This is a genomic window from Pseudomonas sp. FH1 (assembly GCF_000510895.2).
GTDB lineage: Bacteria > Pseudomonadota > Gammaproteobacteria > Pseudomonadales > Pseudomonadaceae > Aquipseudomonas > Aquipseudomonas azotoformans_A.
This window is the reverse complement of record NZ_AOHM01000022.1, coordinates 98966-122166: the sequence shown is the minus strand read 5'-3', so window position 1 is coordinate 122166 and position 23201 is coordinate 98966. Positions and strand designations below refer to the sequence as shown.

General features: G+C 62.5%; 27 protein-coding genes. 22 read left to right on the top strand and 5 right to left on the bottom strand.

The window, feature by feature from the left end; all coding sequences use genetic code 11:
- Window positions 1-40: 40 nt before the first annotated feature.
- Entirely contained in the window at window positions 41-1504 is a 1464-nt protein-coding gene (gene selO, locus H096_RS09320; protein WP_033897791.1) for a protein adenylyltransferase SelO, read from the top strand.
- Between the two features lie 39 nt (window positions 1505-1543).
- Here selO and H096_RS09315 read toward each other — a convergent pair whose 3' ends face one another.
- Entirely contained in the window at window positions 1544-1945 is a 402-nt protein-coding gene (locus H096_RS09315; RefSeq protein WP_016979222.1) for a transcriptional regulator, read from the bottom strand.
- On the bottom strand, window positions 1942-2241 hold the full coding sequence (locus tag H096_RS09310; RefSeq protein ID WP_033897790.1) for a type II toxin-antitoxin system HigB family toxin: 300 nt from the start codon (window positions 2239-2241) through the stop codon (window positions 1942-1944). The genes H096_RS09315 and H096_RS09310 overlap by 4 nt, the downstream gene beginning before the upstream one ends.
- 237 nt (window positions 2242-2478) lie before the next feature.
- On the opposite strand from H096_RS09310, the gene trxC reads away from it, so the two are divergent.
- Entirely contained in the window at window positions 2479-2913 is a 435-nt protein-coding gene (trxC, locus tag H096_RS09305; protein WP_033897789.1) for a thioredoxin TrxC, read from the top strand.
- Here trxC and H096_RS09300 read toward each other — a convergent pair.
- Both H096_RS09300 and H096_RS09295 read right to left on the bottom strand, forming a co-directional pair.
- The gene (locus H096_RS09300) at window positions 2901-3125 is read right to left on the bottom strand and encodes a DUF6124 family protein (RefSeq protein ID WP_033897788.1); all 225 of its coding nucleotides are present in this window, start codon (window positions 3123-3125) and stop codon (window positions 2901-2903) included. The two genes, trxC and H096_RS09300, sit on opposite strands and share 13 nt — an antisense overlap.
- Window positions 3126-3462: 337 nt before the next feature.
- On the bottom strand, window positions 3463-4233 hold the full coding sequence (locus H096_RS09295) for a ParA family protein (protein ID WP_033897787.1): 771 nt from the start codon (window positions 4231-4233) through the stop codon (window positions 3463-3465).
- 348 nt (window positions 4234-4581) lie between these two features.
- On the opposite strand from H096_RS09295, the gene H096_RS09290 reads away from it, so the two are divergent.
- Genes H096_RS09290 through H096_RS09195 form a run of 20 tightly spaced genes read left to right on the top strand, consistent with a single transcriptional unit; the run spans window position 4582 to window position 21833 of the window.
- Window positions 4582-5301, top strand: a complete 720-nt coding sequence (locus H096_RS09290; protein WP_033897786.1) for a beta-ketoacyl synthase chain length factor — start codon at window positions 4582-4584, stop codon at window positions 5299-5301.
- The gene (locus H096_RS09285; protein WP_033897785.1) at window positions 5277-6089 is read left to right on the top strand and encodes a lysophospholipid acyltransferase family protein; all 813 of its coding nucleotides are present in this window, start codon (window positions 5277-5279) and stop codon (window positions 6087-6089) included. The genes H096_RS09290 and H096_RS09285 overlap by 25 nt, the downstream gene beginning before the upstream one ends.
- Entirely contained in the window at window positions 6067-6336 is a 270-nt protein-coding gene (locus tag H096_RS09280; RefSeq protein WP_014716603.1) for a phosphopantetheine-binding protein, read from the top strand. Before H096_RS09285 ends, H096_RS09280 begins: the two co-directional genes overlap by 23 nt.
- Before the next feature lie 9 nt (window positions 6337-6345).
- Window positions 6346-6600 (top strand): acyl carrier protein, encoded by a 255-nt coding sequence (locus H096_RS09275; protein WP_016979215.1) that lies wholly within the window; start codon window positions 6346-6348, stop codon window positions 6598-6600.
- Window positions 6597-7142 carry a membrane protein gene (locus H096_RS09270; protein WP_033897784.1) on the top strand — a complete coding sequence of 182 codons (546 nt, stop codon included), beginning with the start codon at window positions 6597-6599 and terminating at the stop codon, window positions 7140-7142. The genes H096_RS09275 and H096_RS09270 overlap by 4 nt, the downstream gene beginning before the upstream one ends.
- Window positions 7139-8809 (top strand): acyl-CoA synthetase family protein, encoded by a 1671-nt coding sequence (locus tag H096_RS09265; RefSeq protein ID WP_033897783.1) that lies wholly within the window; start codon window positions 7139-7141, stop codon window positions 8807-8809. Before H096_RS09270 ends, H096_RS09265 begins: the two co-directional genes overlap by 4 nt.
- Window positions 8802-9536 (top strand): glycosyltransferase family 2 protein, encoded by a 735-nt coding sequence (locus H096_RS09260; protein WP_033897782.1) that lies wholly within the window; start codon window positions 8802-8804, stop codon window positions 9534-9536. The genes H096_RS09265 and H096_RS09260 overlap by 8 nt, the downstream gene beginning before the upstream one ends.
- Window positions 9533-10468 (top strand): glycosyl transferase, encoded by a 936-nt coding sequence (locus tag H096_RS09255; RefSeq protein WP_016979211.1) that lies wholly within the window; start codon window positions 9533-9535, stop codon window positions 10466-10468. Before H096_RS09260 ends, H096_RS09255 begins: the two co-directional genes overlap by 4 nt.
- Window positions 10452-11993 carry an aromatic amino acid ammonia-lyase gene (locus H096_RS09250; RefSeq protein WP_033897781.1) on the top strand — a complete coding sequence of 514 codons (1542 nt, stop codon included), beginning with the start codon at window positions 10452-10454 and terminating at the stop codon, window positions 11991-11993. The genes H096_RS09255 and H096_RS09250 overlap by 17 nt, the downstream gene beginning before the upstream one ends.
- On the top strand, window positions 11986-12411 hold the full coding sequence (locus H096_RS09245; RefSeq protein WP_033897780.1) for an acyl-CoA thioesterase: 426 nt from the start codon (window positions 11986-11988) through the stop codon (window positions 12409-12411). The genes H096_RS09250 and H096_RS09245 overlap by 8 nt, the downstream gene beginning before the upstream one ends.
- Window positions 12408-12998: an outer membrane lipoprotein carrier protein LolA gene (locus tag H096_RS09240; RefSeq protein WP_033897779.1), complete on the top strand. Its 591-nt coding sequence runs from the start codon at window positions 12408-12410 to the stop codon at window positions 12996-12998. Before H096_RS09245 ends, H096_RS09240 begins: the two co-directional genes overlap by 4 nt.
- Window positions 12988-15300, top strand: coding sequence for an MMPL family transporter (locus H096_RS09235; RefSeq protein ID WP_033897778.1), 2313 nt, complete (start codon window positions 12988-12990; stop codon window positions 15298-15300). The genes H096_RS09240 and H096_RS09235 overlap by 11 nt, the downstream gene beginning before the upstream one ends.
- A 33-nt stretch (window positions 15301-15333) precedes the next feature.
- Complete coding sequence (locus H096_RS09230; protein WP_191983000.1) at window positions 15334-16581, top strand: NAD(P)/FAD-dependent oxidoreductase; 1248 nt, start codon at window positions 15334-15336, stop codon at window positions 16579-16581.
- On the top strand, window positions 16578-17312 hold the full coding sequence (locus H096_RS09225; protein WP_033897776.1) for a class I SAM-dependent methyltransferase: 735 nt from the start codon (window positions 16578-16580) through the stop codon (window positions 17310-17312). Before H096_RS09230 ends, H096_RS09225 begins: the two co-directional genes overlap by 4 nt.
- Window positions 17309-17791 carry a hypothetical protein gene (locus tag H096_RS09220; RefSeq protein ID WP_033897775.1) on the top strand — a complete coding sequence of 161 codons (483 nt, stop codon included), beginning with the start codon at window positions 17309-17311 and terminating at the stop codon, window positions 17789-17791. The genes H096_RS09225 and H096_RS09220 overlap by 4 nt, the downstream gene beginning before the upstream one ends.
- Complete coding sequence (locus tag H096_RS09215) at window positions 17788-18954, top strand: beta-ketoacyl-[acyl-carrier-protein] synthase family protein (RefSeq protein ID WP_033897774.1); 1167 nt, start codon at window positions 17788-17790, stop codon at window positions 18952-18954. Before H096_RS09220 ends, H096_RS09215 begins: the two co-directional genes overlap by 4 nt.
- A complete protein-coding gene (locus tag H096_RS09210; protein WP_033897773.1) occupies window positions 18951-19412 on the top strand; it encodes a hotdog family protein in 462 nt (153 codons plus the stop codon). Before H096_RS09215 ends, H096_RS09210 begins: the two co-directional genes overlap by 4 nt.
- The gene (fabG, locus tag H096_RS09205) at window positions 19409-20137 is read left to right on the top strand and encodes a 3-oxoacyl-ACP reductase FabG (protein WP_033897772.1); all 729 of its coding nucleotides are present in this window, start codon (window positions 19409-19411) and stop codon (window positions 20135-20137) included. Before H096_RS09210 ends, fabG begins: the two co-directional genes overlap by 4 nt.
- Window positions 20137-21363, top strand: coding sequence for a beta-ketoacyl-ACP synthase (locus H096_RS09200; protein ID WP_033897771.1), 1227 nt, complete (start codon window positions 20137-20139; stop codon window positions 21361-21363). Before fabG ends, H096_RS09200 begins: the two co-directional genes overlap by 1 nt.
- Before the next feature lie 26 nt (window positions 21364-21389).
- A complete protein-coding gene (locus H096_RS09195; RefSeq protein WP_033897770.1) occupies window positions 21390-21833 on the top strand; it encodes a hypothetical protein in 444 nt (147 codons plus the stop codon).
- Between the two features lie 371 nt (window positions 21834-22204).
- On the opposite strand, the gene H096_RS09190 is transcribed toward H096_RS09195, so the two are convergent.
- Window positions 22205-23098, bottom strand: coding sequence for a LysR family transcriptional regulator (locus tag H096_RS09190; protein WP_033897769.1), 894 nt, complete (start codon window positions 23096-23098; stop codon window positions 22205-22207).
- Between the last annotated feature and the right edge of the window lie 103 nt (window positions 23099-23201).

Sequence of the window (23201 nt, the reverse complement as noted above, 5' to 3'; positions counted from 1 at the left end):
TCCCCAGCAGAATGCTCGGACATTCTGCTGGAGATGGCCGGTGAAAGCCCTCGACGAACTGACCTTCGACAACCGCTTCGCACGCCTGGGCGACGCGTTCTCGACCCACGTATTGCCTGAGCCCCTCGACGCGCCGCGCCTGGTTGTGGCGAGCGAGGCCGCCCTGGCCCTGCTCGACCTTGACCCCGCCGTGGCCGAAACGCCGGTATTTGCCGAGCTGTTTGGCGGCCACAAATTGTGGGCCGAAGCGGAGCCCCGGGCGATGGTCTATTCCGGGCATCAGTTCGGCGGCTACACCCCGCAACTGGGTGACGGCCGTGGCTTATTACTGGGCGAGGTGTACAACGAGGCGGGCGAGCACTGGGACTTGCACCTCAAGGGTGCCGGGATGACGCCCTACTCACGCATGGGCGATGGTCGCGCGGTGTTGCGCTCCTCAATCCGCGAGTTCCTGGCCTCCGAAGCGCTGCACGCGCTGGGCATCCCCAGCAGCCGCGCGCTGTGCGTGATCGGCTCCGACACACCCGTGTGGCGCGAGAAGCAGGAACGCGGCGCGATGGTATTGCGCATGGCACACAGCCATATCCGCTTCGGGCATTTCGAATACTTCTACTACACCAAAAAGCCCGAACAGCAGGCGCTGTTGGCCGAACACGTATTGAACCTGCACTACCCCGAGTGCCGCGAACAGCCCGAGCCGTACCTGGCGATGTTCCGCGAAATCGTCGAGCGCAATGCCGAACTGATCGCCAAGTGGCAGGCTTATGGCTTCTGCCACGGCGTGATGAACACCGACAACATGTCGATCCTCGGCATCACCTTCGACTTCGGGCCGTTTGCGTTCCTGGATGACTTTGATGCGCACTTCATCTGCAACCACTCCGATCATGAAGGGCGCTATTCCTTCAGCAATCAGGTGCCGATCGGCCAGTGGAACCTCAGCGCATTGGCGCAAGCACTGACGCCGTTTATCAGCGTCGACGCCTTGAAAGAAGCGCTTGGGCTGTATCTGCCTCTGTATCAAGCGAACTACCTGGACCTGATGCGCCGCCGCCTGGGACTCACCACCGCCGAAGACGATGACCAGCAGTTGGTGGAGCGTTTATTGAAGCTGATGCAGAACAGCGGCGTGGATTACACCCTGTTCTTCCGCCGCCTGGGAGATGAGTCGGCGGCGTTGGCCGTGGCGCGGTTGCGCGATGACTTTGTCGACCTGGCCGGGTTTGATGCCTGGGCCGAGCAGTACAAGGCGCGTGCTGCACGGGATGGTGACTACAGCGAGGAACAGCGCCGTGTGCGGATGCAGGCGGTGAACCCGCTGTATATCTTGCGCAACTACCTGGCGCAAAACGCCATCGCGGCCGCTGAATCCGGGGATTACAGCGAGGTGCGACGGCTGCATGAAGTGCTTTCCAAGCCGTTTGAGGAGCAAGCAGGGATGGAGCAATACGCACAGCGCCCGCCGGATTGGGGGAAGCATTTGGAGATTAGTTGTTCGTCGTAGGAGGCCTATCCAGAAGATCACCCACCGCCTTGATCGTGATCAGATGAACATGTCCACCGGCACCTTGAAGAACTCCGCCAGCCAACGAATCTGCCGAACGTTCAGCTGGCGTTTTCCACTCAGGATTTCTGAGACAACCGACTGAGCGCCGACCCCAGGCAGGTCACTTTGCGTCAAGCCATGCTCCTGCATCATTGACCGCAATACATCGACACCGCTCGCCTCAGGTATTGGCCAATGCTCTAAGTCGTAGGCCTCAACCCAGTCACCGATGATATCGACCAGCCCCATCAGCGGATGGGTTTCATCGTCCCCCACGATATCCAGCAATTCGTCGAGCGCCTCGACCAACAGATCGTAATCAGCCTCGGTTTTCGGCTTACGCAACAAGGGGGACACGAACTGCCAATGCTCGGCGACTTGCTCGATCAATACACTCATTTTTCCCATGACTCCTTCCATTTACCCTTGTCGTATTCACGATGGTCCAAAATATGCCGGATATAGAGGCGCTGCATTCGATAGCGCACGATGGCAACAAGGCGGAGCTTGTTGCCTCCGATATTGAACACATGCAGCGCCCCAACTTTATCCACAGCCGGGAAAACGGCTCTCAACGTCGCAAAATCTTCAGGGCTGATGACTTTGACCTTCCGATGCCACTCATCCAGAGCACTGGCTGAGTGAGGCCATTTTTCCTTGGCATTTCGTATTTGCTTCGCACTGATCACTCGCATGCAACATCCCTATCGCATCTTGCTATGAAGGTTATACCCGAACACTGACTATCGCAATTTGCTATAGAGCCGATCGGACCGGTGGTGCTTTGTCGAGCACGCTTTCACAGCCTAGATAGGCGCGCGCAATCGACGCGCAAAAATCTGTGAGCATATGCAACGCCGCTTCAGAACTTGATAACACCTTCGCCCGACTCCACATTGAGCTTCACTGACTGCTTTCGTTGGAGCTTCACCATGTCCGAACCACTTGTAATCCCCTGCCCCCACTGCAACGGCCTCAACCGCATCCCCGGCGAACGCCTGGGCGATGCGCCCAAATGCGGGCGCTGCAAGCAGCCGGTTTTACTGAACAAACCGTTTGAGCTGAAGCAAGGCGACTACGCCAGCCAGGTCAAAGGCGATTTGCCGTTGCTGGTGGATGTGTGGGCCGACTGGTGTGGGCCGTGTAAATCGTTTGCGCCGGTGTTCGAACAGGCGGCTGGGCAGTTGGCGGGCAAGTGCCGGTTGGCCAAGCTGGACAGCGAGGCCAATCAGCAGTTGTCGGCGCAGTTGGGGATTCGCTCGATTCCCAGTTTGATTCTGTTCAAGAACGGCCGCGAAGTGGCACGCCAGAGTGGTGCGTTTCCGTTGCCGCAGTTGATGAGCTGGTTGCGCAGTCAGGGGGTGTGAGCCACCGGGGCTTCACGGTCCATCATCTGGCCGACCAGCAGTACACCCAGTTCGCTCAATTGGTGGATCGCCAGTGCCACGTCGCGGTGTTCGCCGGTGAGGTCGTTGGACAGGTTGAGCAACAGGGTGCGGACGGAGGAGAAGGTTTCGTAGCTGTTGAGGACGAGGGTTTCGGTGGGGAGGTTGGGGGTGACGGTATAAAGGTTAACCATGGATCGTCTCCGAGCAGGAGCCGCAACCGACCGCTACTAAACGGGGGTGGCAGCTGTACGCAGGTTAGTAGACCGGGAGACGCAACCGGCGCGCTCAAGAGCGCCCTCCGTACAGCCACCATCAAATTCAGGAAGGTCCTGATCGACGATTTTGCTGTACGTCTCAACACGGGCTACTAAACCCGACCACTGAGAATTCAGTGGCCCGAGAACCTTAAGAGAAGCCCATCCAGACGCACAAGCCAGCGGATTCTGGAGTACCTGTAGGCAACGTTACAAGGCTTAACCCCTATAGCCAGACCCTTCCTACACCCCCTGTAAGAAGGATCGACATCAATCACGCGTTTTCCAGCAGGTTATGCAACTCCACAAACTGCTGCGTCAGCTTATGCCGTGGATCCAGGTGGATCAGCGGCTTGCTCTCCTGGTGCGACTCACGCATGCGCACGGAGCTGGCCAGGTACACCGGCAATACCGGCAACCCTTCGGCAATCAATTCGTCCAGCATCTGCTGCGGCAAACTCGCGCGGGCCTGGAACTGGTTGACCACGATGCCTTCCACTTCGAGGCCTTCGTTGTGGTCTTCCTTCAATTCTTCGATTTCCGCCAGCAGGCCATACAGGGCCTGGCGCGAAAAGCTGTCGCAATCGAAAGGGATCAACACACGATCAGCGGCAATCAGCGCCGAAACCGCATAAAAATTCAGAGCTGGCGGTGTATCTAGGTAGATCCGGTCGTAATCCTCGCTCAGATCATCCAGCAACTTTCGCAGCTTGTTGATCTTGTGCTTGGCCTCAAGCTTGGGCTGCAGGTCGGCCAACTCTGCGGTTGCAGTGATGACGTGCAGGTTGTCGAACGGGGTTTCGTAGATATCCACCTTGTTCTTCTTGGAAAACGGCCCGGAAGACAGGGTTTGCTTGAAAAAATCCGCGATACCCATTGGGATATCGTCGCCGGTCAACCCGGTGAGGTACTGGGTTGAGTTGGCTTGTGCATCGAGGTCCACCAACAGGGTTCGATAACCTTCGCTGGCGCTGACTGCCGCCAGGTTGCAGGCAATGCTGGACTTGCCAACGCCGCCTTTTTGATTGAACACCACACGCCGCATGGAAAAACCTCCGTGTATCAATGAATGTCCGAGTGTAGAGGGCAAAAGCGCCTGTTAGCTACCTCGTTCATCCATGCACTGCTGCATCACGGCCGATCGGCGACCTGCCTGTCATACGCAGCCGACAGATTAAAAAGAACGGTCCGACAATCCAATCAGTCCCCTGGTAAAGGACAATCTGTAAATCCTTTCCACTATTTTGTAATCAACCGTGCACAAATCTTTACCAAAGTTTGCTAGAACCCCACGGCACCGGGATAATGCGCGCCATTCGGCTATTGCTCCCTGTCCCGGTATTCGGGGCCAAAAGCCGCACATGGAAGCCCGCAGGGGCGGGATAACTTCTCAGTGATCAACTTCAACATCGCCCAATGGCGCGCCTGGGCCCCAGGGCTCGATAGCGTGGACGACTGGCGCGCCTGGTGCCAAGCCCCGGTGTTGCTGCCTGCCAGCGATGCCTGCCCTGATGTGTCGTTCCTGCCGGCCATGCAGCGCCGCCGTCTGAGTCGCCTGGCGCGCATGGCGTTCAGCGTGGGTTGGCCACTGGCCGAGGGTTTGCAGGACCTGCCGCTGGTGTTTGTCTCCCGGCATGGCGAGACCCCGCGCACCCTCGACATCCTCAGTGACCTGGCCAACGACCAGCCGCTGTCGCCGACCCAGTTCAGCCTGTCAGTGCACAACGCGGTGATTGGCCTATGGTCGATCCTGCGCAATGAAACCAGCGAAATGACCGCCCTCGCCGCCGCAGGTGACGGACTGGAACACGGCATGCTCGAAGCCGCCGCCCTGCTCAACGAAGGTGCCCCGGCCGTATTGCTGGTGATCACCGAAGAACAGCCGCCCGAGGCCTACGCCAGCTGGATTGTCGACGTGCCGTTTCCCTACGCCCTTGGCCTGCTGCTGACGCCGGGCGACGAGTGGCAGCTGGAACTGAACAGCGGCACTGTCCAACCCACTCAAACCCAGTGGCCCCACGCCCTGAACCTGCTGCGCACCCTGCTCACCGAACAGGTCGCCTGCCAACATGCCTGGAAGAACCGTGTATGGAATTGGCAACGCAAGCCCTGAAAGAAAAACCACGGGACGCCTACTACTGGCGTCTGTTCGCCACCGCCGCCAGCTTCGCGCTGTTCGGCTTCGGCGGCCTGTGCCTGCGTTTGCTGGTGTTTCCGTTGCTCAGTTGCCTGCCAGGGGACGCTGCCAAACACCGCAACCGCGCCCGCCACACGATCAGTTGGCTGTTCTGGTTCTTCATTCGGCTGATGCAGCGCGCCGGCGTGCTCACCTACAGCGTCGAAGGCGCGGAAAACCTCGGCCGCCCAGGCCAGATGATCATCGCCAACCACCCGTCGTTGATCGACGTGGTGTTCCTGATCGGCCTGGTGCGCCAGGCCAATTGCGTGGTCAAGCAAAGCCTGTGGCAGAACCCCTTCACCCGTGGGCCGGTGCGCGACGCGGGCTATATCAGCAACGACGGCAGCGCCGAAATGCTTGATGCGGCGGCGGATGCCCTGCGCGGCGGCCAGACCCTGATCATCTTTCCCGAAGGCACCCGCACCACACCCGGCGCGGCGCCTGCCTTTCATCGCGGCGGCGCCGCCATTGCACTGCGCGGTGCGACAATCATCACCCCCGTGGTGATCAAGGTCAGCCCCACTACGCTGACCAAGGCCGAACCCTGGTATCGCATCCCAAAATGCCGCGTGCACTTCAGTTTGCGGGTGGGTGCCGATATAGAACCACAGGCGTTCGCATCAAAGGGGCCCGCGCCCCAGGCCTCACGCAAGCTCAACGATTACCTGCACCACTATTTTACTAAGGAGCTCGCCGAAGATGAGCGACCAACACCGCCTTGAGCACGACATAAAGACGCTGATCATCGAGGCCCTGGGCCTGGAAGACATCAGCGTCGACGACATCGGCAGCGAGCAGACCCTGTTCGGCGAAGGCCTCGGCCTGGATTCGGTAGACGCCCTGGAATTGGGCCTGGCGATCCAGAAAAAGTACGGTATCAAGATCGATGCCGACGCCAAGGACACCCGCAATCACTTCACCAACGTGGCCAGCCTTGCGGCGTTCGTCACGGCCAGACAGGCAGCTTGAGACCGGACCATGCAAACTCGTGACGATATTTTCAACACCTTGCGCGACGCCTTGGTGGAACTGTTTGAACTGCCGCCGGAACGCGTCACCCTTGACGCCAACCTGTACCAGGACCTGGAAATCGACAGCATCGACGCCGTCGACTTGATCGACCACATCAAGCGCCAGACCGGCAAGAAGATCGCCGCCGAAGAATTCAAGGCCGTGCGCACCGTCAACGACGTGGTTGAGGCGGTGTACCGTCTGGTCACGCCTGCCGCATGAGCCGGCTGATCGGCCTTGGCCTGTTGTTGGCGGGGCTGCTGTACCCCTTTGCGGTGTATTACGGCACCGAACACTTTGCGCCGTGGCAATTCGGCCTGCTGCTCGGCAGTTTGTGGCTGCTGCGCGCTCTGACCGGTGCGCGACGCCCCGGCGCCCGCTGGATGGCAGTGGCGGTGATCGTGTTCTGCCTGCTGCTGGCCTGGTTCGACAACCCGCACTTGCTGCGCTGGTACCCGAGCCTGGTCAGCGGGTTCATGCTGGCGTTGTTTGGCTTGAGCCTCAAATACGGCCCGCCGATGGTCGAGCGCCTGGCGCGCATGACCAATCCGGTGCTGCCCCCGCATGCCATTGTGTATACCCGCCAGGTCACCGTGGTGTGGAGCGTGTTTTTTCTGTGTAATGGCCTGCTCGCCGCCGCCCTCACCCTGTGGGCGCCGCTGAGCTGGTGGACGTTGTACAACGGCCTGATCGCCTACGGGCTGATGGGGTTGTTGTTTGCCGTGGAATGGCTGGTACGACAAAGGGTTCGAGGCCGCGTATGAATGGGTTGAAACTTGAGCACTTGTTGCTTGAGCCGCTGGAACAGCGTCCGGTCACCACCGAACCTGCAATGAACCATGCCCAGTTGTGGGCGCAGTCCCTGAGCCTGGCCGCAGGCCTGCAAGCGCGCGGCATCCAGCGCCTGGCCGTGTACCTGGAAGATGCCGGCCTGCTGGCGATTGCCCTGCTGGGCGCCTGGCGCGCCGGGGTCAGCGTGTTGCTGCCCGCAGACCTGCAACCTCAGACCCGCCAACGCTGGGACGAGGCCGTCGATGCCTGGCTGACCGAAGCGACAGACCTGGACACGCTGTACCAGGCGCCACTGACCGCTGCCGCACTCGATCTGGACGCTTGCGACCTGAGCCTGTGCACCTCCGGGTCCAGCGGCGAGCCCAAGCGCATCGACAAGACCCTGCGCCAGCTGGCCAACGAGGTCGAAGCCCTGGAAACGCTGTGGGGACCGGACCTTAAGGACGCCTGCATCATCGGCAGCGTCGCCACCCAGCATATCTACGGTTTGCTATTTCGTGTGTTGTGGCCGCTGTGCGCCGGCCGCACTTTCGTGCGCAAGCAACTGGCCTTCCCAGAAGACTTGCAGCGCGCCAGCCGCGAGCATGCCCGGTTCGCCTGGGTCGCCAGCCCGGCGTTGCTCAAGCGCATGGGCGACAATCTCGACTGGCCGGCGCTGAGCCAGGTGTCACGGGTATTTTCCTCCGGCGGCGCATTGCCGGTGGAAGCCGCCGGCAGCCTGTACGACCGTTTGCAACAATGGCCCACAGAAATCCTCGGCAGTTCGGAAACCGGCGGTATCGCCTGGCGCCAGGGTGCGCAGCCTTGGCAACCGTTTGCCGACGTGCACCTGAGCCAGGACGCCGACGGCGCCTTGCGCATCGCTTCACCGTATTTGCCTGAAGGGCATGTCGAACAGACCGCCGACGCCGCGCGCATCCATGCCGATGGCCGTTTCGAGTTGCTCGGGCGCCTGGATCGCATCGTCAAGCTGGAAGAAAAACGCATCTCCCTGCCCATGCTGGAACACGCATTGATGACTCACCCGTGGGTCGCGGAAACGCGCCTGGGTGTGGTGCAGGAAAACCGCGCATCCCTGGGTGCCCTGGTGGTGCTGAGTGCCGAAGGCCTGCATGCCTTGCGCAATCAGGGCCGACGCACGCTCACCCAAACCCTGCGCCAACACTTAAGCCAACATTGCGAAGCCCTGGCGCTGCCGCGTCGCTGGCGTTTACTGAGACAGTTGCCGCTGAACAGCCAAGGCAAACTGCCCCAGGCGCAGGTCGAAGCGCTCTTGTTAGCACCACGACCGAAAGCCCCGGAAGTACTGGAGCAGGTCGAAGCCGATGGCGAATGGACCTTGCAACTGAGCGTCCCGCCAGACCTGGCCTATTTCAGCGGGCACTTTCCGGTCACCCCAGTATTGCCGGGCGTGGTGCAGGTGGAATGGGCGTTCAACCTGGGCCAGCAACTGCTCGATTTACCGGCAACGTTTGCCGGGATGGAAGTGCTCAAGTTCCAGCAACTGGTGCGGCCGGGTGATGCGATCGAACTGCACCTGCGGTTTGATGCGGAACGCGGCAAGTTGTATTTCGCCTATCGCAACGGTGTGGCGGCCTGTTCCAGCGGCCGGATTTTACTGGAGGCCGCGCATGCATAACCCCTGCGCCCTGATCCCGGTCTACAACCACGAAGCCGCCGTGCCCGCCGTGGTCCGGAGTCTGTTGAACAGTGGCCTGCCCTGCCTGCTGGTGGACGATGGCAGCAGCCCGGCCTGCGCCGCCGTGCTGGCGCAACTGGCTACCTTGGAAAACGTCACCCTGCTGACCCTGCCCACCAACCAGGGCAAAGGCGGCGCCGTCATGGCCGGTTTCCGCGAGGCCGCACGCCTGGGCTTCAGCCACGCCCTGCAAGTCGACGCCGACGGCCAGCACGATCTGCGCGAAGTCGAGACCTTCCTCGACACCTCGCGCCGTCACCCGGACGCGATCATCTGCGGCTACCCCGAATACGACGACAGCGTGCCCAAAGGCCGCCTGTACGCGCGCTACCTGACACACGTGTGGGTGTGGATCAACACCTTGTCGCTGCAGATCCGCGACTCGATGTGCGGCTTTCGCGTGTACCCGCTGGCGCCGGTGCTGGCGCTGATGGACTCGGCCTACATCGGAACACGCATGGATTTCGACTCCGACATCCTGGTGCGCCTGGCCTGGCGCAACCAGCCGATGCGCTGGCTGCCGACCCAGGTGCATTACCCCGCTGACGGCCTGTCGCACTTCCGGCTGTTCCGCGACAACGTACGCATCTCGGCCATGCACACCCGGTTGTTCTTCGGCATGTTGGTGCGCGCGCCGATGATCCTGTGGCGACGGTGGCAGGCATGAGCGACAGCGGCAAACACTGGGCCGACCGCGAGGAACGCGGCAGCTATTGGCTGATGAAACTCACCGCCTTCGCCGCCAAGGTCCTTGGCCGCCGCCTGTTGAGCCCGGTGCTGTACGGCATCGTGTTGTACTTCTTCCTGTTCGGTCGCACCGCGCGCCGCAGCGCCTGGCAGTACCAGCAGCGCCTGGCCGACTGGAGCGGGCGCGACGAGCTGCGCCCCAGCCACTGGAAAGTCTTCGGCCAGTTCATGGCGTTTGCCGACTCGCTGCTCGACAAACTCGACGTGTGGAACGGTAAGCTGCGCCTGGAGCAGATCGAGATCAACGACCCGGCGCAATTGCGCGGGCAACTGCGCGGCGAGCGCGGGCAGATGCTGGTGGGCGCGCACCTGGGCAACCTCGAAGTGTGTCGCGCCCTTGCCGAAATAGGCGAGCAGGTCACCATGAATGTGCTGGTGCACACCAAGCACGCCGAGCAATTCAACCGCCTGCTGGGCGAAGCCGGGGCGACCCATTTGCGCCTGATCCAGGTCAGCGAGTTGGACCCGGCCACCATGCTGCTGCTCAGCCAGCGCCTGGACGACGGTGAATGGCTGGCCATCGCCGGCGACCGCGTGCCACTGCACGGCGGGCGTACGGTGCGCGTGGATTTCCTCGGCCATGACGCCGCCTTCCCCCAAGGCCCGTGGCTGCTGGCCGGCCTGCTCAAATGCCCGGTAAACCTGCTGATGTGCCTCAAGCACAACGGCCGCTATCGCCTGAGCATTGAGCCTTTCGCTGAATTGATCGAATGGAAACGCAACACCCGTGAGCAGGTCATAGCCCTGTGGACCGCGCGCTACGCGGCACGCCTGGGCCAGTTCTGCCTGGAAGCGCCCCAACAATGGTTCAACTTTTACCCTTTCTGGAAGACCGATGACGACGCATCTTGAGCCGGTAACCTTTGGCGAACGCGCTTTGCGCATCGAAGACGTGTTGGCCCTGGCCAACCGTCAGGCGCCGACCCAATTGCAGGACGATGCCGCCTATCGCCAGCGCATCGCCAAGGGCGCGCAGTTCCTCGACTCGCTGCTGGACAAGGAAGGCGTGATCTACGGCGTGACCACCGGCTACGGCGACTCGTGCGTGGTGGCGGTGCCGTTGCAGCACGTCGAAGCGTTGCCGCGTCATCTGTACACCTTCCACGGTTGCGGCTTGGGCAAGCTGCTCGACGCCCAGGCCACCCGCGCCGTGCTGGCGGCGCGTTTGCAGTCGCTCTGTCACGGCGTGTCCGGGGTGCGCGTGGAATTGCTGGAGCGTCTGCAGGCGTTCCTCGAACACGACGTGCTGCCGCTGATCCCGGAAGAAGGCTCGGTAGGCGCCAGCGGTGACCTGACGCCGCTGTCCTACGTGGCCGCGACCCTGTCCGGCGAACGCGAAGTGATGTTCCGTGGCGAACGCCGCCAAGCCGCCGACGTGCACCGCGAGCTGGGCTGGGAACCGCTGGTGCTGCGCCCCAAGGAAGCCCTGGCGCTGATGAACGGCACCGCTGTGATGACCGGCCTGGCCTGCCTGGCCTTTGCCCGCGCCGACTACCTGCTGCAACTGGCCACGCGCATCACCGCGCTGAACGTGGTGGCGCTGCAAGGCAACCCGGAACACTTCGACGAGCGACTGTTCGCCGCCAAGCCGCACCCTGGGCAGATGCAAGTCGCCGCCTGGCTGCGCAAGGACCTGGCCATCGACGCGCCGACCGCGCCGTTGCATCGCCTGCAGGATCGTTACTCGCTGCGCTGCGCGCCCCACGTCCTTGGCGTGTTGGCCGACAGCCTGAACTGGCTGCGCTCGTTCATCGAGATCGAGCTGAACAGCGCCAACGACAACCCGATCATCGACGCAGAGGAAGAACGCGTGCTGCACGGTGGGCATTTCTACGGCGGGCATATCGCCTTCGCCATGGACAGCCTCAAGACCCTGGTGGCCAACGTCGCTGACCTGCTCGACCGCCAGCTCGCGTTGCTGGTGGACGTGCGCTACAACCACGGCCTGCCGAGCAACCTGTCCGGCGCGCCAGCCGACCGCGCCATGATCAACCACGGCTTCAAGGCCGTGCAGATCGGCACCAGCGCCTGGACCGCCGAAGCCTTGAAAAACACCATGCCGGCCAGCGTGTTCTCGCGCTCCACCGAGTGCCACAACCAGGACAAAGTGAGCATGGGCACCATCGCCGCCCGCGATGCGATCCGCGTGCTGGAGCTGACCGAACAGGTCGCCGCTGCCACGCTGCTCGCCGCCAACCAAGGCGTGTGGCTGCGCGCCCAGGCCGAAGATGCGCGACCGTTGCCACCCGCATTGGCAGCAATGCACGAAGAACTGGCCAAGGACTTCCCACCTGTCATCGAAGACCGCGCCCTCGAAGGCGAACTGCGCCTGTGCCTGCAACGCATTGCCGAGCAACACTGGAGGCTGCATGCGTAGCCAGGGCGTGCTGCAGTGCGACACTGAAATCCTCGTGCCGTTTTTTGACGTCGACACCATGAACGTGGTGTGGCACGGGCATTACGTGAAGTACCTGGAGGTCGCGCGCTGCGCGTTGCTGGACAAGATCGGTCACAACTACACCGCGATGCTCGAATCCGGCTATGCCTGGCCGGTGATCGACATGCAGCTACGCTACGTACGCGGCGCGGTGTTCGGCCAGACCCTCAACGTGCGCGCCAGCCTGGTGGAGTGGGAGAACCGCTTGAAGGTCAATTACCTGATCACTGACCTGGCCAGCGGCGAGCGTCTGACCCGCGCCAGCACCGTGCAAGTGGCAGTGGAAATCGCCAGCCGCGAGATGCAGTTGGCCTCGCCCAAAGTATTCACCGACGCCGTCGAAAAGGCCCTTTCATGAAATGGATCACCTTTCTGGGTGCGCTGCTGCTGTCGCTGCAAGCCCACGCCTTCGATCTGCAACAGCTCAGCGAGCAGTTGGCCAAACCCAGCGTGATCCACGGCAGCTTCACCCAGGAAAAACACCTGCGCGCCCTGCCCCAGCCCTTGGTCAGCAAAGGCACCTTTGTGCTGGCGAAAGACCACGGCCTGCTGTGGCTGCTGAAAACCCCATTGCAACAGGACTACCGCATCAGCGCCCAGGGCATCGCCCGCCGTGACGCCAATGGCTGGCAACTGCTGCCGAACAAGAGCGCCGGCGCCGAGCAGAATCGCCTGTTCCTCGCCGTGCTCCAGGGCGACAGCAGCGGCTTGCAGCGTGACTTCGAATTGCAGCTGCAAGGCGAGGCGAAACAATGGAAGCTCACGCTGATCCCGCGTTCACTGTTGCTCAAGCAGGTGTTCACCCAGATCAACATCGACGGCGGCGACTTGGTGCAGACCATCGAACTGCTGGAAACCCAAGGCGACAGCACTGTTTTGCGCATGCAGGACAGCACCGCCAGCCAACCCCTGAGCGAAGCGGAGCAACACGACTTTGCCCAGTGAGCGCCTGTTACCACGCCTGTTCCTGATCCTGCTGGTGGCCGTGCTGGCCCTGGCCGGCTGGCAGTGGCGTCATGGCGCGCCGTTGTCGGCCAACCTGATGGAACTGGTGCCGGGCAACACGCCGGACGCCCTAGAACAGCAAGCCGAACAGCGCATGCAGGAACCGTTGAACCGCGAGATGTTGGTGCTGGTGGGCCATGCCGACCGCCAGCAAGCCGTGGCCGTCGCGCAACAATTGGGCGAGCGCTGGCAAACCAGCGGGCTGTTTGAAAAAGTGCAATGGAACCTGCAAGCCGACTTGCCGGCACTGCGCGAGCAATTGCTGCGCGGGCGCCTGGCGATGCTCTCGGCCAAGGACCGCGAGCAGTTGATCGAACAGCCCGACACGTTTATCCAACAGCGCGTGCAAGCGCTGTTCGATCCCTTCACGGGGTTCAGCCTGGTGCCGAGCCAGGACGACTGGCTGGGCCTCACCGGGCGCATCCAGAACAGCCAGCCGCAGCACGGCTCGGTTCAGCTGGATATCGGCAGCGGCGCGTTGATCGCCGATGCCGACAGCAAGAGCTGGGTGCTGCTGCGTGCGCGCACCACCGGCAATGCCTTCGACATGAAACTGCCGCTGCAAGTGGCGGATTTGCTCCAGGCCAGTCGCGAGCAAGCCAGCGAACACGGCGCGCAATTACTCGCCGCCAGCGGCTTGCTCTACGCCGCCAATGGTCAGCAGCAAGCCACGCGGGAAATCACCTGGGTCGGCGGCGGCGCAACCGTCGGCATCCTGTTGTTGCTGTTGCTCGCCTTCCGCCGCTGGCGCGTATTTCTGGCCTTTGTGCCGGTGCTGGTGGGCATGCTGTTTGGCGCGGTGGCCTGTGTGGCGCTGTTCGGCCATATGCATGTGATGACGCTGGTGCTGGGTTCTAGCCTGATCGGCGTTGCGGTGGATTACCCGCTGCACTACCTGTCGAAAAGCTGGAGCATGAACCCGTGGCGCAGTTGGCCGGCGTTGCGCATCACCTTGCCGGGGTTGAGCCTGAGCCTGGCGACCAGTTGCATCGGCTACCTGGCGCTGGCCTGGACGCCGTTCCCGGCCTTGACGCAAATCGCCATCTTCTCAGCCGCCGGCCTGGTCGGTGCCTACCTGTCCGCCGTGTGCCTGCTGCCGGCGCTGCTCAAGGGCGTCGAACTGCGCCCGGCGCAATGGCCGCTACGCATCGCCGAATGCCTGTGGTTGGTGCGCGAATCGCTGCTCAAGCGCGTGCCGAGCGCGGTCCTGCTGGCCCTGGTGCTGCTGTTCTGCGCCGGTGGCCTGTGGCACCTGAACAGCAAAAACGATATCCGCCAATGGATCGGCGCACCACCGCAGTTGCTGCAAGAGGCGCAGGCCGTGGCGCGAATTACCGGGTTCCAACCCACCAGCCAGTTCTTCCTGGTGCGGGCGGACAACCAGCAACAGCTGCTGGAGCGTCAGAGCGCGTTGGCGCAGCGCCTGGATCAGTTGGTGAACATGGACAAGCTCCAGGGCTACCTGGCGCTCAATCAATTGGTCAGCCAGCCCGCCGAACAGCAACAACTGCGTGATGCGCTGAACAACCTGGCGCAACACTGGCAGCCGCTGCTGGACCTCGGCGTGCCCACCAGCGCCCTGCAAGCCGAAGTCGCGCACCTGCAAGCGCTGCCCACCCAAGACATCGACGCCGCGCTGGCCGGCCCAATGGCCGAACCTTGGCGCACGCTGTGGCTCGGCAAGGTCGAGGGCGGCGTGGCGGCCATGGTCAGCCTGCAAGGCTTGAACAACCCCGCCTTGCTGCGTGTACAGGCGCTGGACTTGCCGGGCGTGCAATTGGTCGACCGATTGGGCGACTTGAACCGGGTGTTCGCCGACACGCAGATCAGCGCCGCTGAATTGAAGTTGATGTCTTGCGTGCTGATCGTGTTGCTGCTGATCCTGCCGTTCGGTTTCGGCGGGGCCTTGCGCATCGTCGCCTTGCCGCTGCTGGCAGCCCTGTGCAGCCTGGCCAGCCTCGGTTGGCTCGGCCAACCGCTGACGCTATTCAGCCTGTTCGGCCTGCTGTTGGTCACGGCCATCAGCGTCGACTACGCGATCCTGATGCGCGAGCAAATCGGCGGTCCTGCGGTCAGTCTCTTGGGAACCTTGTTGGCAGCGCTGACGACCTGGTTGTCGTTTGGGCTGCTGGCGGTGTCCAGTACACCGGCGGTGAGCAATTTCGGCTTATCGGTCAGCCTGGGCCTGGCATTCAGCTTTATGCTGGCACCCTGGGCCGGGCAACAGAAACACGCCTTATGAATGTGATTATCGCCAATGTGGCAAGGAGCCCTCGTGCCCACAGTTGAAATGGAACGTCGCCAGGTGGTGGTGATCGGTGCCGGTCCGTCCGGGGCCATCGCCGCCGCGCTGTTAAAGCGCAAAGGGCATGATGTATTGATCATCGAGCGCCAGCATTTCCCGCGCTTCTCGATTGGCGAAAGCCTGCTGTCCCACTGCATCGACTTCATCGAAGAAGCCGGCATGCTCGACGCCGTGCAGGCCGCGGGGTTCCAGCTGAAAACCGGCGCCGCGTTCGCCTGGGGCGAGCGCTACAGCGCATTTGATTTCAGTGACACTTTCAGCAATGGCAAGCCGACCACCTTCCAGGTGCAGCGCGGCGAGTTCGACAAGTTGCTGGCCGATCAAGCCGCGCTGCAAGGCGTGGAGATCCGCTACGGCGAAACCATCGTCGGCGTGGACTTCCAGGGCGAATCCCGTTACCTGCACGTACGCCGCGAGAACGGCACCGAGTACCACCTCAAGGCCAAGTTTGTGCTCGACGCCAGCGGCTATGGCCGCGTGCTGCCGCGCCTGCTGGACCTGGATCTGCCGTCCGACTTCCCCGTACGCCAGGCGGTGTTCACCCACGTCGAAGACCGCATCGAACATCAAGGTTTTGATCGCAGCAAGATTCTGGTGACCACCCATCCCACCCAGCGTGATATCTGGTTCTGGACCATTCCGTTCAGTAACGGGCGTTGCTCGGTGGGCGTGGTCGCGGCCAAGGAGCATTTCGACGGCCGTGATGGCGACCTCGACGCCTGCCTGCGCGGCTTTATCAATGAAACCCCAAGCCTTGCCGGCGTGCTGCAAAACGCCGTGTGGGATACCCCGGCGCGCACCCTCGGCGGCTACGCAGCCAACGTCAAAACCCTGCACGGGCCGGGTTTTGCCTTGCTGGGCAATGCGGCGGAATTTCTCGACCCGGTGTTTTCTTCCGGGGTGACCATCGCCATGCGTTCGGCGAGCATGGCAGCCGCTGTGTTGCACCGTCAGCTCAAGGGCGAAACCGTCGACTGGGAAAGCGAGTTCGCAGTGCCCTTGAAACGCGGCGTGGACACCTTCCGCTGTTACGTCGAGGGCTGGTATGCCGGGACGTTCCAGGATGTGATCTATCACCCGGACAGCTCGCCGGAGATTCGCCGGATGATCTGCTCGATCCTCGCCGGCTACGCGTGGGATGAGCGCAACCCGTTTGTCAGCGAGCCCAAGCGGCGGTTGCGGATGTTGTCGGAGATTTGTGCGAGTGAGCCGGTATGACTAGCCAGTACCTGAGTAAAAACTACGTCGAGGAAACCAAGTTCGGCTTCTGGTTCCTGCGCAGCCACACCTGGCAGCACCATGTGCTGCGCGTGGCGATCAACGACCTGCGCAGCCTGTTTACCGACCCCTTGCCAGAGGCGCCGGTATTGCTCGACGCCGGTTGTGGCCAGGGCAAGTCGTTCCAGTACTTGCAGCAGGTGTTCGCCCCCGAGCGCCTGATCGGCCTGGACGCCGACCCGCACAGCCTGAAGCTGAGCCGTGAAGAAGCCCAGCGCCAAGGCTTGGCCATCGAGCTGATCGGCAGCGACTGCGCGACCTTGCAAGTACCGGACGCCAGCGTCGATATCCTGTTCTGCCACCAGACCTTCCACCATCTGGTCGAGCAACATCGCGCACTCAAAGAGTTCTACCGTGTGCTCAAGCCGGGCGGTTATCTGCTGTTTGCCGAATCCACCGAAGCCTATATCGACACCTGGGTGATTCGCTGGCTATTCCGCCACCCGATGCATGTGCAGAAAAGCGCCGAGGAGTACCTGGAGATGATTCGTGAGCAGGGCTTTGAATTTGGCCCGCAGAACGTCTCGTACCCGTACTTGTGGTGGAGCCGCTCCAGCGACTTCGGCCTGCTGGAACGCTGGGGCCTGCGCAAGGCGCCGCCGGTGGGCCAGCGCGAGGAAACATTGGTCAACTGCGTGGCACGCAAACCTCTGACGAGCGCTGCCCCATGATGCGCATGCTGTTGATCGGTTGCCTGTTGCTGCTGAGCGCCTGCGCCAGCCAACCGCCGCTGCCGGAGAAAACCCCGACCCTGGCCTTGCCGCTGCAATTGCATGTGCAGCGCCTGGCCGACGGGCAGAGCCAGGACTGGCTGTTGGTGATCCAGCGCGAAAGCGGCGGCATTCGCTGGTCGATGATGGACCCGCTGGGCATCCCACAGGCCCGACAAAAACTGATCGATGGCGAGTGGCAGGCCGACGGCTTGCTGCCGCCTAATCCCCAGGCGCGCGAGCTGTTTGCCGCGTTGCTGTTTGCCCTGACGTCGGCGGACGACGTGCGCGCGCTCTACCCCAGCGCCCAGGCCATGGACCTGACGCGCACCCTGCCGGGGCATTGGCAGATCGTGTATCAATCGTCCGAGGTCTTCAGCGTGAACATGACCGGCCAGCCGTTGAGCTACCGCATCACGCCGCTCGGGGCCGCCCGATGAGCGCCTACCTCAACGCCCTGGGCGTGATCTGCGCCCTAGGCCGAGGCCAGGATGAAGTCAGCCGCAGCCTGTTTGCCGGCGACTGCTCCGGTATGCGCGCCGAAAGCGGCTGGGTGCCGGAACGCGTGTTGCCGGTAGCCGGTGTGCACGGCGAGTTGGCGACCATCCCCGCCGAACTGGGCCAGCAAAGCAGCCGCAATAACCAGTTGCTGCTGGAAGCGGCGTTGCAGATTGAGGGCGATATCCGCCAGGCGATCCACACCTACGGCGCATCGCGCGTCGGCGTTGTACTCGGTACCAGCACCTCGGGCATCGACGAAGCCAGTCGGGGCATCGCGCATTTTCTGCGGGAACACCAGTTCCCCGGTGACTACGACTACCAGCAGCAGGAACTCAGCGCCCCGGCGAATTTCCTCGCCGACTGGCTGCAACTGAGCGGCCCGGCCTATGTGATCTCCACCGCCTGCACCTCCAGCGCCCGCGCCTTGATGAGTGCCCAGCGCCTGCTGGACCTGGGTGTGTGCGATGCGGTGATCTGCGGCGGCGTCGACAGCCTGTGCAAGCTGACCCTCAACGGTTTCAGCTCATTGGAAGCGGTGTCGAACGAGCGCTGCAATCCGTTCTCGGTGAACCGCAACGGTATCAACATCGGCGAAGCGGCCGTGCTGTTCCTGATGAGCAAGGAACCCGCGCCCATCGCCCTGTTGGGCAGCGGTGCCAGTTGCGACGCTCACCATATCTCCGCGCCCGAGCCCACCGGCAAAGGCGCGTTGCAGTCGATGCGCAAGGCCTTGGCCAGCGCCCGATTGCAGCCTGAGCAGATCGGCTACCTGAACCTGCACGGCACCGCCACCCAACATAACGACGCCATGGAAAGCCTGGCCGTCGCCAGCCTGTTTCCGCACGGCGTGGCCTGCTCATCGACCAAACCCATGAGCGGCCACACCCTGGGCGCAGCCGGTGCGCTGGAAGCGGCGTTCTGTTGGTTGAGCCTGGCTCACAACCGTGTCCCGCCCCACGTGTGGGACGGCCAGGCCGACCCGGCCCTGCCCGCCTTGCAGTGGGCGCAGGCCTCGGAAACCCTGGGAAAGCGCTGCCTGATGAGCAATTCATTTGCCTTCGGCGGCAACAACGTCAGCCTGATTATCGGAGGGGCCCCATGATTGCTTGGCCACTCGCTGAACTGCTGCCCCATGCGGGCGACATGATCCTGATCGACCAGGTGCTGTCGTTCGATGAAGAGCAGATCCACACCCGCGTCAGCGTCAAACCCGGCGGCCTGTTCAACCGCCCGGACGGCAGCCTGCCGGCCTGGGTCGGCATCGAGTTGATGGCGCAAAGTGTTGCCGCCTACGCCGGTTGCCGCGCGCGCCAGAAAGGTGAAGCGGTGGAACTGGGCTTCCTGCTCGGCACACGTAAGTTCGAATGCAACGTGGAGCACTTCCCGGCGGGCGCCGAGCTGAAGATCCACGGCCTGCGCTCCCTGGAAGACGACAACGGCATGGGAGTGTTCGAATGCCACCTGACCGGTGATGGGATCCAGGCCAGCGCCCGCTTGAATGTATTTCGACCGCCCCAGGCGGCCACCTATTTAGATGAATCGAAGGACGTAACGCCATGACTGAATCCGTACTGGTCACCGGCTCCAGCCGTGGCATCGGCCGCGCCATCGCCCTGCGCCTGGCGCAGGCCGGGCATGACATCGTGCTCCATTGCCGCAGCGGCCGTAGCGACGCCGAGGCGGTACAGGCCGAGGTTGAAGCCCTGGGCCGCAAGGCGCGGGTGCTGCAATTCGATGTGGCGGATCGCGCGGCGTGCAAGGAAATTCTTGAAGCCGATGTAGAGCAACATGGCGCCTATTACGGCGTGGTGCTCAACGCCGGCCTGACCCGTGACGGCGCCTTCCCGGCCTTGTCGGAAGACGATTGGGACGTGGTGATGCGTACCAATCTCGACGGTTTCTACAACGTGCTGCACCCGGTGATGATGCCGATGATTCGTCGTCGCGCCGCCGGGCGCATCGTCTGCATTACGTCGGTTTCCGGGCTGATCGGCAATCGCGGCCAGGTCAATTACAGCGCCTCTAAAGCCGGGTTGATCGGCGCCGCCAAGGCCCTGGCCATCGAGCTGGGCAAGCGCAAGATCACCGTCAACTGCGTCGCCCCCGGCTTGATCGACACCGCCATGCTGGATGAAAACGTGCCGGTGGAAGAACTGATGAAGATGATCCCGGCGCAACGCATGGGCACGCCGGAAGAGGTGGCCGGTGCAGTGAACTTCCTGATGTCGGCCGAAGCCGGTTACATCACGCGCCAGGTCTTGGCCGTGAATGGAGGCCTGTGCTGATGAAACGCGTCGTAGTGACCGGCATGGCCGGCATGACTTCCCTGGGCGGCGATTGGGCGACCATTTCCGCCAACTTCCGCGCCAACCGCAGCGGCATCCGGCGCATGGATGAGTGGGACCGCTTTACCGAACTGAACACGCGTCTGGCCGGCCCGATCGACGATTTTGTCGTGCCCGCGCACTGGACGCGCAAGCAACTGCGCAGCATGGGCCGGGTCTCGCGCCTGGCGGTGTGGGCGGCGGAGCAGGCGTTGCAGGACGCGGGCTTGCTCGGCGATGAGTCGATCAAGGACGGGCGCATGGGCGTGGCCTGCGGCTCGTCTACCGGCAGCACTGACGAGATCAAGGCGTTCGGCAACATGCTGCTGAACTCGGTGGCCGAGGGGCTAAATGCCAACTCCTATGTGCGCATGATGCCGCACACCACGGCGGCGAATATCAGCATCTTCTTTGGCCTGACCGGGCGGCTGATCCCTACATCAAGCGCTTGCACCAGCGGCAGCCAGGGCATTGGTTATGCCTATGAGGCGATCAAGTTCGGCCGTCTGCCGCTGATGCTCGCCGGTGGCGCCGAGGAGTTGTGCCCCACCGAAGCCATGGTGTTTGACGCGCTCTACGCCACCAGCCTGAAAAACGACGCGCCGCAGACCAGCCCACGCCCCTACGACAGCGGCCGCGACGGCCTGGTGATCGGCGAAGGCGGCGGCATGCTGGTGCTTGAAGAACTGGAACACGCATTGGCCCGTGGTGCACATATCCACGCCGAGCTGGTGGGCTTCGGCAGCAATGCCGACGGCCAGCACACCACGCGCCCGGAACAGAAAACCATGCGCCGCGCCATGGAACTGGCCCTGGAAGATGCCGGGCTGGAGCCCTCCGCTATCGGCTACGTGAACGGGCATGGCACCGCCACCGACCAAGGCGATATTGCCGAGACGCTGGCGACCAGCAGCCTGTTCGGCAGCCGCATGCCTATCAGCTCGCAGAAGAGTTTCCTCGGTCACACCTTGGGCGCGTGCGGCGCGCTGGAGTCGTGGTTCAGCATCGAGATGATGAACCGCAACCAGTACGTGCACACCTTCAACCTGGACTCCGTCGACCCGCAATGCGGCGAGCTGGATTACCTGCAAGGTGAGTTCCGCGAGATGCACCACGACTACGTGATGAACAACAACTTTGCCTTTGGCGGCGTCAACACCTCGCTGATCTTCCGCCGCTGGTCCTGACTTTTAAATCGATTGGAGAATACGGAATGTCTTCCTTGCTACGCGTCACCCTGATCACCCTGGCCCTGTTGGTCACCGCCGGTTGCACCAACAAGCCGGTCCTCAACACCCAGCACGACCTGCCGGTCGACGCCCAGGTCAGCGAAGAAAAAATGAAAACGGTGATCGTCAACGCCCTGCAAAAGCGCGAATGGACGGTACAACGCCTGAGCCCGCAACTGGTGCAAGCCGAAATCAACGTGCGTAACCAATACTACGCAGCCATCGACATCCGCTACACCCGCAACAGCTACGCCATCACCTACCGCGACAGCCGCGACTTGGGCTACAAGGACGGCAAGATCCATCGCAACTACAACCGCTGGGTGAACAACCTGGATAGCGACATCATGGCGGGGTTGCGCAGCAATGGCGTGAATGAGGCGGGGTCGGCGGCGCAGTTGTTTGAACAAACCGGCACCACCAAGTAAAACGAACTCAGGCTCTACAGAAACGACAAAGGGCGCCTTTCGGCGCCCTCTTCACAAACAGGTTGGCTTGTCATCGCCGCCTCCTGCCTGGCTCTGCGATTGCTGGTTGCCCAGGATCCTCAGAGTCTCACAAGCCCCTTTCGGGAACGTGGGCAGTATGCCTGAAAACATCCCTGGGGCAACTCGTGGCAAAGTGCCGATCTGACGACTAACGCAATACCTGTGGCGAGCGGGCTGTTGTGGTGAGCGGGCTTGTCCCGCGCTGGAGTGCGAAGCGCTCCCAAGATCTTTGGGGCCGCTACGCAGCCCAGCGCGAGCAAGCTCGCTCACCACAACAAGCCCGCTCGCCACAACAACCTGCCTGCCGGAAGCTATTGGGAAGCCTTGCGCGTCAACAACTCCACAAACGCCTCTGCCATCGGCGTCTGCACGCCCTTGCGTTGCACCAGCCACACCGCCGTCATCGCCTCCTGGTCCAGCAACGTGCGATAGACCACGCCATCAATGCGGATGCGCTGGTATGACGCCGGCAGCACCGACACGCCCAACCCCGCCGCCACCAGGCCGATGATGGTCATCGCCTCCCCGGCCTCCTGGGCAAAGTGCGGGCTGAAGCCGGCGTCACGCGCCAGGCTGAGCAACTGGGCATAGAGACCACTGCCGTAGGTGCGTGGGAAAAATACAAACGGTTCCTGCGCCAGTTGCGCCAGGTGCAAGCCCCGTTCACTGCCCTCCACCAAAGGATGACCGGCGTTCAACACGGCCACCAGCGGCTCACGCATCAACTCGACCACACTCAGCGAATCCGGCAACGGCAGCGGCCGCATCAGCCCTACCTGAATCGACTCATCCACCAGCGACTCGGCCACTTCGGTGCTGCTCATCTCCTGCAGGTTCAGATGCACCGCCGCGAACGCCTGGCGAAACGCAAAGATCGCCTGGGGGATGCTGGAGTTGAACGGCGCCGACGAGGTGAAGCCAATCTTCAATTCACCCAGTTCACCCAACTGCGCCCGGCGCGCTACGTCCGCCGCCTTGTCGACCTGTGCCAGCACCAATCGCGCCTCGTGCAGGAACAACCGCCCCGCCTCGCTCAGTTCGACCCGACGATTGGTACGCTCAAACAACCGCGCCCCCACCTCCTGTTCCAGCGCCTGGATCTGTTGGCTGAGCGGCGGTTGCGAGATGCCCAGCACCTGCGCGGCCCGGCCGAAATGCAGTTCTTCGGCGACGGCGATGAAGTACCGCAAGTGACGCAATTCCATGGGAGCCTCATTAGGTCGTCAAAGCTATCAAACAGGTCGAACAATATATTGGAAAGAATCATTAGGGAGCTATATTCTTTTTTGCATTGCCTGTCCTGGCACG